The organism is Pseudonocardia lacus, assembly GCF_018531445.1.
GTDB lineage: Bacteria > Actinomycetota > Actinomycetes > Mycobacteriales > Pseudonocardiaceae > Pseudonocardia > Pseudonocardia lacus.
Window position 1 is genome coordinate 1 of sequence record NZ_JAHDTH010000285.1, and the last position, 7,387, is coordinate 7,387.

Sequence of the window (7,387 nt, forward strand, 5' to 3'; positions counted from 1 at the left end):
CGCCAGCTCGGTCGGGCCGACGTCGTCGAGCCGCAGGGCGGCGGCCACCGCGACCGTCTGGGCGCGGGCGCGCGGACCCGGCCTGCGCTGCTCGCGCAGCGCCGCCGCGGCCAGCGCGGCCTGCTCCAGCGCCTGCCCCGACGCCCCGGCGAGCAGGTCGACCTGGGCCAGCCGCAGCCGTGCGTCTGCCGCCATCAGCGCCACGTCGGGCTCGGTGAACTCGCGGACCGCGCGCACCGCCAGCCTGCGCGCCTCCGGGATGAGCCGCAGGTCGACGAGCGCGTCGAGCTGCTCCATCAGCAGCTCGCCGGTCGGCAACCCGGCGTCGAGGAAGCGGCGCTCGGCCTCCTCGAAGCGCTGCAGGCTCTCGGTCAGCCGGCCGGCCCCGGCCAGCACCCAGGCCCGGGTCGAGCAGAACGCCGCGCCCAGCGCGTCCAGGCCGGTGGCCAGCTCGTCGGCCTCGTCCAGCCGGACCAGCGCCTCGGCCGGCCTGCCCCGGCCCGCTTCGATCATGGCCAGGTTGTTGGCCGCCTTGGCCCGCAGGTCGACCGACGCCGTCCGGTCGGCGAGCACCCGCCGGCACAGCACGGCCGCCGCGTCCAGCCGGCCGGTGTTGAAGAACAGCCCGGCCTGGGCGAGGCCGGCCTCCGCGGGCGGTTCGCCACCGGCCGCCTCCAGCGCGGCGTCGAGGTCGCGGCGGGCCGCCCAGTGGCTGCCCCGCTCCATGTTGACCGCGGCCCGGGTGATCAGCACCTCGGACAGGCGCTCGTCGGCGCGATGGCTGCGGGCGATCCGGGCGGCCTCGTCGAGCAGGGACTTGGCGGCGCCGTTGGCCAGCCGGGCGTGCTCGAACCACGCCTGCGCCCGCAGCGCCGCGACGAGCGCCTCCGCGCCGCGCCCACCCTCGCCCAGGGTGTCGCGGGCCCGCGCGACCATGGCGACGGCGTCGGCGCCGCTGGACATGGGGTCGGCGACCACCCGGCGGTAGAGGTCCAGCGCCGGTATCAGGAGGTCGGTTGCGGCCTCGGGTTCCATGGATGCGCCCGCTCCTCGGCGCACACAGACTCCCCGACGAGCAAGGAGTTCCCCGTGCAGACTGGATCCAACGGTGAGCGGTTCGGACCCTACAGCGCACGCCACACGGGCACGTGCGCGCCGGTGCCGCCGGCCGAGGTCGAGCAGGTCATGGGCGGGGTCCGGCACCTGGCCAGCGGCGACAAGCCCTACTTCCGCGGGCTGGTCGACCTGCTGCAGCGGCGGCGCGTCGACGGGGCCACCCAGGTCGACCTGTGCGACCCCGGCGACGACGACCCCAACTTCGGCGTGCTCGTCATGCGCGGCGAGCTCGTCACCCGCACCGAGGCCGTCGACGACGGCTTCACCGAGCTGATCTCCGCGCACGCGCCGCTGGAGACGGAGGTGCCCGCGGAGTTCGAGGGGCGGATCACCCGCTACTCCCTCGACCTGCCGATGTCGGGCATGGTCGACCTCGTCCGGCGGCTGCGCCGCGCCGGCTACCCCGTCTCGGCCAACCACGTCACCCCGCTCAACCCGTGGGTCAAGGGCGACGGCGGCCCGGAGAACACCACCGTCCGGCCGGCCCCGTTCACCCGCACCAGCGAGCGAGCCGTCACCGTGGCCGTCATCGACACCGGCATCGCCCGCCCCGACCGCACCGCGAAGGACCGGCTGCTCGACGTCGAGCGGATCGAGGATGGCCAGGCCGTCCCGGGCAACGTCGACGAGCTGCAGCGCCCCGGCGAGGACGTGCTCGGGTTCGGCGCCGCGCACGGCACGTTCGTCGCCGGTGTGCTGGCCCAGGCCTCCCGCCGCGACCGCGGCGAGCAGTACGACGCGCGCATCCAGGCCTACCGCGCCCTCGACGTCGACGGCATCGGCAGCGAGGTCACCCTCGGCGCCGCCATGATCCGGGCCGTGCGCGACGGCGCCCGCGTCGTGAACCTGTCGATCGGCTCGCAGACCCTCGACGACGTGCCGCCGGTGGCGCTGCAGGTCGCCCTGGAGATCATCGACGACCACGTGTCCGAGCACGGCCGCGGCGACGACGTGGCGATCATCGCGGCGGCCGGCAACTACGGCGACCGGCGCCCCTGCTGGCCGGCGGCGTTCAAGCGGGTCGTCTCGGTCGCCGCGCTGGACGACCGGATGCGGCCGACGGCGTTCTCCAGCCGCGGGGCCACCGTGGACTGCTCAACGGTCGGCCAGGGCATCGTCTCGACGTTCGTGACCGGCCGGGAGAACCCCGCCGTGGACACCCGCGCCGCCGACGAGTGGCGCACCGGCAACGAGTGGGCCCTCTGGTACGGCACGTCGTTCGCCGCGCCGCAGATCGCCGGGCTGGTGGCGCAGCTGTGCGCGGAGCGGCCCGGGCTGGCCCCGCGCGACGCGGTCACCGAGATCCTGCGCAACGGCACCCGGGTGCCCGACTTCGGCAAGGCCGTGCGGATCCTTCCCGGCGTCTGACCCGGCCTCCCGGGGTGCGGGCCGGACGAGAGCGGCTGTCGTCCAGCGAGGTCGGACGACAGCCGCTTTCGCTCGGCCACCCGGCAGCGCGGTCACAGCCGGATGGCGGCGGACTCGACGACGCGGCCGTCGGCCAGCACCACGCGGACCCGCACCAGCGCCACCTCGGGTGGCATCGGCAGCAGGAAGCGGCCCAGGTCGTCGGCGGTGGTGGAGATCGCCCCGGACGACTCGGGCGTCAGCCGGCGCAGCTCCAGCGCGGCCGCTTGGGCGGGCACCAGCTGGCCGACCAGGCGCCGGCCGCTGGGCCGGTCGTCCACCTCGACCTCGACGGTCAGCTCGCCCGCCTCGAACGTGACGATCCGCGGGCCGGCGACCGAGCGGGCCAGCGCGGCGTCGTCGTCGAGCAGCGAGTCGTAGGCGAGGGCGGCCAGCTCGGCGTCCACGGTGCGCCAGGTGAACAGCCCCTTGGCGGCCCGCACCACGTCGGGCGGCAGCGGGGCGACCCGCTGGAGCACGCTGCCCAGTTCGCGGAGCAGTTCGCGATCGGCGTCGGTCTCGTCCACCACATCACCGGCCATCGTCGGCCCCCTCGCCGTCGGCGGAGCCGGAGGCACCGTCCTGGTAGAGCTTGCGCAGCCGGCGCAGGCAGCGGGCCCGGCTGGGGCCGATGCTGCCGACCGGCAGGTCGAGGGCGGCCGCGACCTCGGCGTAGGGCGGCGCCACCACGACCACCAGGTGCAGCAGCACCCGGCAGCGCTCGGGCAGCTGGGTGAAGGCCTGCCAGATGCGGCGGTCGCGGTCGCCGTCGAGGACGGCCTCCTCCGGCGTCGGTCCGGGGTCGACCTCGACGTCGAGCTCGGCGCCGTCCTCGGGGATCTCGCGGGCCCGCATCCGCAGCATCCGCAGCGCCTCCCGGCGGGCCGTGGTGGCCAGCCAGCCACCCAGCCGGGCGGGTTCGCGGATCCGGTCGAGGTTCTCCAGCAGCCGCAGCCAGGTGGTCTGGGCGACCTCGGCGGTGTCGGCCGGGCCGAGCCGGTAGCCGCCGGCCACCGCCCACACCAGGCCGCCGAAGCGCTCGACGATCGCGTCCCACGCGGCGGCCTCACCCGCCGCGGCCCGCCCGACGAGGGCCGCGACGTCGTCGGGGTCCGTCTCCCCCACCGCGCCCCCCGGTCGGGCGTCCGCCCGGACACAGTTGCTCATGGTCACCTCTCCTCGCCCCGCCCACGCGGGGTCCCCCGTGGTCCCTGAGAGGCGAACGGGACCCCCGATACGGTTGAGCGCGCAGGGATCGGGCACCGGTCGACGACCGGACGACGACCGGTCGCACGCGGCCCGCCTCCCGCACCACCCCTCTCCGGCTTCGCCCGATCTGTCCGATAATCCGTGGCCTTGATGTAGTACTGGTGCTACATTTCGCCGCAGAGGAACAACAGATCATCTGAGGGGGGCGATGCTGGTGGAGATCGCGGGGGAGGCCGACCCGGTCATCCGCGTGCGCGGGCTGCGCATGCGCTACGGCAGCACCGACGTCCTGCGCGGCCTGGACTTCGACGTCCGCGCCGGCGAGGTCGTCACGTTGCTGGGCCCGAACGGGGCCGGCAAGAGCACCACGATCGAGATCCTGGAGGGCTTCCGGGAGCGCTCCGCCGGCGAGGTCCGGGTCCTGGGGGTGGACCCGGCCCGCGCCGACGAGCGCTGGCGCTCGGAGATCGGCATGGTGCTGCAGTCCTGGCGCGACCACGGCAAGTGGCGGGTCCGCGAGCTGCTGGCACACCTCGGCGCCTACTACGCGCGGTACTCCACCCCCGACCGGCCGCGCCCACTCGACACCGACCAGCTGCTGGACACCGTCGGCCTCACCGAGCTGGCCGGCCGCCGGGTCGCCACCCTCTCCGGGGGCCAGCGCCGCCGGCTGGACGTGGCCATCGGCATCGTCGGGCGGCCCCGGCTGCTGTTCCTCGACGAGCCCACCGCGGGCTTCGACCCCGAGGCCCGCCGCGACTTCCACGACGTCGTGCACCGCCTCGCCGACGACGAGGCCACCACGATCCTGCTGACCACCCACGACCTGGCCGAGGCCGACCGGCTCGCCGACCGGGTGCTCATCCTGGCCGGCGGGCGCATCGTCGCCGACGGCAGCGTCGACCAGCTCGCCCGGCGGGTGGCCCGGCTCAGCGAGGTCCGCTGGTCGCGCGACGGGCAGCGGTTCGTGCACAGCACCGCCGACGCGGCCGGCTTCCTGCGCGAGCTGCTCGCCTCGCCCGGACCGGACGTCGAGGAGCTCGAGGTCCACCGGACGTCCCTGGAGGACACCTACATGGAGCTGGTCCGCGGCCACGAGAACGGCACCGGCGCGCCGGAGAAGGCCGTGGAGGTGGTCGCGTGAACGCCGCCGACCTGCTGACCACCCTGCGCCTCGGGGCCACCCGCGGCTGGATCACCTTCCGCAGCTACGTCACCTCGCGCGAGGGCTTCACCCAGACCGTCTTCTGGAACGCGCTGCCGCTCGCCGTGCTGATCTGGCTGCGCGACGCGCCGCTGCCGGGCACCACCATCGTGGTGTCGGCCCTGGTGCTGCCCGGCATCATCGCCGTGTCGCTCGCCTTCGGCGTCATGTCGACCGCCTACAACCTGGCCACCGAGCGGGAGGACGGCACGCTGCTGCGGGCCAAGGCGGTGCCCGGCGGGACGTCGGGCTACGTGGTCGGGCTGTCGGTCGCCTCCGCCCTCGACGCGGTGATCGGCATCGTGCTCGTCATGGTCCCGGCGATGTTCATCGTGCCGGGGGTGCCGGTGGGCAGCGCGCTGCTGTGGCTCGGGCTCCTCGGCTGGACGGCGCTCGGGCTGCTGGCCTGCCTGCCGCTGGGCATCCTCATCGGCTCGGTGGTGCGCAACCCCCGCACGATCGGCGGGCTCGGCTTCCTCGCCACCACCGGCCTGGCCATCGCCTCCGGCCTGTTCACCCCGCTGCAGGACCTGTGGAGCTGGCTGCAGGTCGTGGTGCCGGTGTTCCCGGTGTACTGGCTCGGCGTCGGGCTGCGCTCGGTGTTCCTGCCGGCCGAGGCGGCCGCGCTGGAGATCGGCGGCACCTGGCGCGTCCTGGAGGCCGTCGGCGTGCTCGGGCTGTGGGCGGCGCTGGGGCTGCTGCTCGGGCCGGTGCTGCTGCGCCGGATGGCCCGGCGGGAGTCGGGCTCGGCGGTGGAGGCCCGCCGGCAGCTCGCGCTGCAGCGCAACTGATGATGGTGGCGATGTCCGAGACGATCCACAACCGCATCGCCATGCTGCGCGCCGAGCGCGGCGTCTCCCGGCGTGCGCTGGCCGAGGCGCTCGGCGTGCACTACCAGACGATCGGCTACCTGGAGCGCGGCGAGTACAGCCCGAGCCTGCACCTCGCGCTGCGCGTCGCCGAGTACTTCGAGGTGCCCGTCGAGGTCGTGTTCTCGGTGCGGCCGTTCCCCCGCCTCGGCTCCACCACCGGCGAACCGGCCTGACCGGTGCCGGTGGTCAGCCGGCGCCGTAGGCGGTGAAGGCGCACCAGTTGACGAAGTCGCGCGGGTCGTCGGTGCCGTGCGCCGCCCGCGCCTCGAACAGGGCCGTCGCCATGGTGTCGCCGGCCGCGAGCCGGCCGTGCAGCGCCCGCATGAGCGGCACGGCCTCGCCGTCCGGCACGACGACGACGCTGGCCACCACACCCGCGGTGCCCCGGGCGAGCAGCGCGCTGACGAACCCGACGAGCTCCTCACCGGCGTAGGAGACGTCGGCGGCGGAGTCGCAGGAGGCGAGCACGACCCGGCGCGGCGCGATGCCGCGCAGGTCGAGCTCGTGCACCGTGAGCTGGCCGCCGGTCAGCTCCAGCGCCGAGAACGTCGGGTTGTCGGCGCGCAGCAGGCCGTGGCAGGCCAGGTGCACCAGGTCCGAGCGGCCGATCGCGTCGACGACGGCGGGCGCGGTGCTCTCCGGCGGGACCAGCACCTCGGCGCCGGGGTGGCAGCCGGCGACGGCGGCGATCTCGCGCCCGGCGCCGTCCAGGCCCGGCCCGGCCACCAGCAGCACCCGTCCGGCGTGCTCGACCGGCCGACCCCTGCTGGCCGCCCACAGCGTCGCCGACGGCGCCGCGGACACCGGGGCGCTGTGCAGCGCCGACCACGGCAGCCGGTGCGTGCCGCGGGCGGGCACGACGACCAGCGGCGTGTCCGCGCCGACGCCCAGCGGCGCCACCAGCAGCTCGCGCAGCCGGGCCAGCGCGTGCCGGGCGCTGCTCCAGGCGCTCTCCACGGCCGCGGGCCGGCCCGGGCGCACCAGCCTGCGCAGGGCGAACTGCAGCGCGTCGGACTCGAACCGCACGCGGTCCCACCCGCCCAGCCGCAGCAGCCTGCGCCGCCCGCGGTCGAGCACGACGGCCACGACCTCGTCGCCGTAGCGGCTGTAGGAGGCCAGCGCGGCGCCGTCGAGCAGGTCGGCGAGGGCGCCGGCGCGCACGGTCGTGCCCGTCTCCACGCCCGGTCCCTCGCGGTGCCACGTGGCCCGGCGCAGGCGCTGTTCGAGGTCGGTCTGGCGGGCGAGCAGCTCGGTGACGTCCTGGCCGGTGCGCCCGCGCGCGGCCGCCAGCTCCGCACGGACCGCGGCCAGCTCCACCCCCGTCTCCTCGACGGCCCCGGGCTCGGGCGCCGAGGCGGGCAGGTACGCGGCGGCCCGGGTGCGCTCCGCCCAGTCCAGCACCCGCGACGGCGAGCCGCTGCGCAGCAGGCTGCCCATGCCCAGCAGGCCCAGCTCGATGCCGTGCGCCGCGGCGAGCGCGCGCAGCTCGGTCGAGGCCAGCGCCGCGCGGTGGGCCGCCAGCTCCGCCAGGCCCGCCCGGCACTGGCGCAGCATCGCCGCGTCGTCGCCGACCGCCCCG

The 7,387-nt window shown here is 75.9% G+C and carries 8 protein-coding genes; 4 read left to right on the top strand and 4 right to left on the bottom strand.

Going from position 1 to position 7,387, the window contains the following annotated elements; genetic code table 11:
- Nucleotides 1–1,035: tetratricopeptide repeat protein (locus tag KIK08_RS35585; protein WP_214407719.1), on the bottom strand; the 1,035-nt coding region annotated here is incomplete at its 3' end.
- 54 nt (nt 1,036–1,089) lie between these two features.
- Here KIK08_RS35585 and KIK08_RS35590 point away from each other — a divergent pair.
- A complete protein-coding gene (locus KIK08_RS35590) occupies nt 1,090–2,484 on the top strand; it encodes a S8 family peptidase (protein ID WP_214407720.1) in 1,395 nt (464 codons plus the stop codon).
- 92 nt (nt 2,485–2,576) lie between these two features.
- On the opposite strand, the gene KIK08_RS35595 is transcribed toward KIK08_RS35590, so the two are convergent.
- Both KIK08_RS35595 and KIK08_RS35600 read right to left on the bottom strand, forming a co-directional pair.
- Nucleotides 2,577–3,050: a hypothetical protein gene (locus KIK08_RS35595; RefSeq protein ID WP_214407721.1), complete on the bottom strand. Its 474-nt coding sequence runs from the start codon at nt 3,048–3,050 to the stop codon at nt 2,577–2,579.
- 4 nt (nt 3,051–3,054) lie between these two features.
- Complete coding sequence (locus KIK08_RS35600) at nt 3,055–3,690, bottom strand: RNA polymerase sigma factor (RefSeq protein WP_214407722.1); 636 nt, start codon at nt 3,688–3,690, stop codon at nt 3,055–3,057.
- A gap of 250 nt (nt 3,691–3,940) precedes the next feature.
- Between KIK08_RS35600 and KIK08_RS35605 the strand changes: the two genes are divergently transcribed.
- The 3 genes from KIK08_RS35605 to KIK08_RS35615 are packed head-to-tail and all read left to right on the top strand — an operon-like array spanning nt 3,941 to nt 5,981.
- Nucleotides 3,941–4,876 carry an ABC transporter ATP-binding protein gene (locus KIK08_RS35605; RefSeq protein ID WP_250558492.1) on the top strand — a complete coding sequence of 312 codons (936 nt, stop codon included), beginning with the start codon at nt 3,941–3,943 and terminating at the stop codon, nt 4,874–4,876.
- Nucleotides 4,873–5,727, top strand: coding sequence for an ABC transporter permease (locus KIK08_RS35610; protein ID WP_214407723.1), 855 nt, complete (start codon nt 4,873–4,875; stop codon nt 5,725–5,727). Before KIK08_RS35605 ends, KIK08_RS35610 begins: the two co-directional genes overlap by 4 nt.
- Nucleotides 5,728–5,738: 11 nt before the next feature.
- The gene (locus tag KIK08_RS35615; RefSeq protein ID WP_214407724.1) at nt 5,739–5,981 is read left to right on the top strand and encodes a helix-turn-helix transcriptional regulator; all 243 of its coding nucleotides are present in this window, start codon (nt 5,739–5,741) and stop codon (nt 5,979–5,981) included.
- A 13-nt stretch (nt 5,982–5,994) separates the two neighbouring features.
- Here the strand turns inward: KIK08_RS35615 and KIK08_RS35620 are convergent.
- The coding region (locus KIK08_RS35620) for a CHAT domain-containing protein (RefSeq protein ID WP_214407725.1) at nt 5,995–7,387 on the bottom strand (1,393 nt) is incomplete at its 5' end.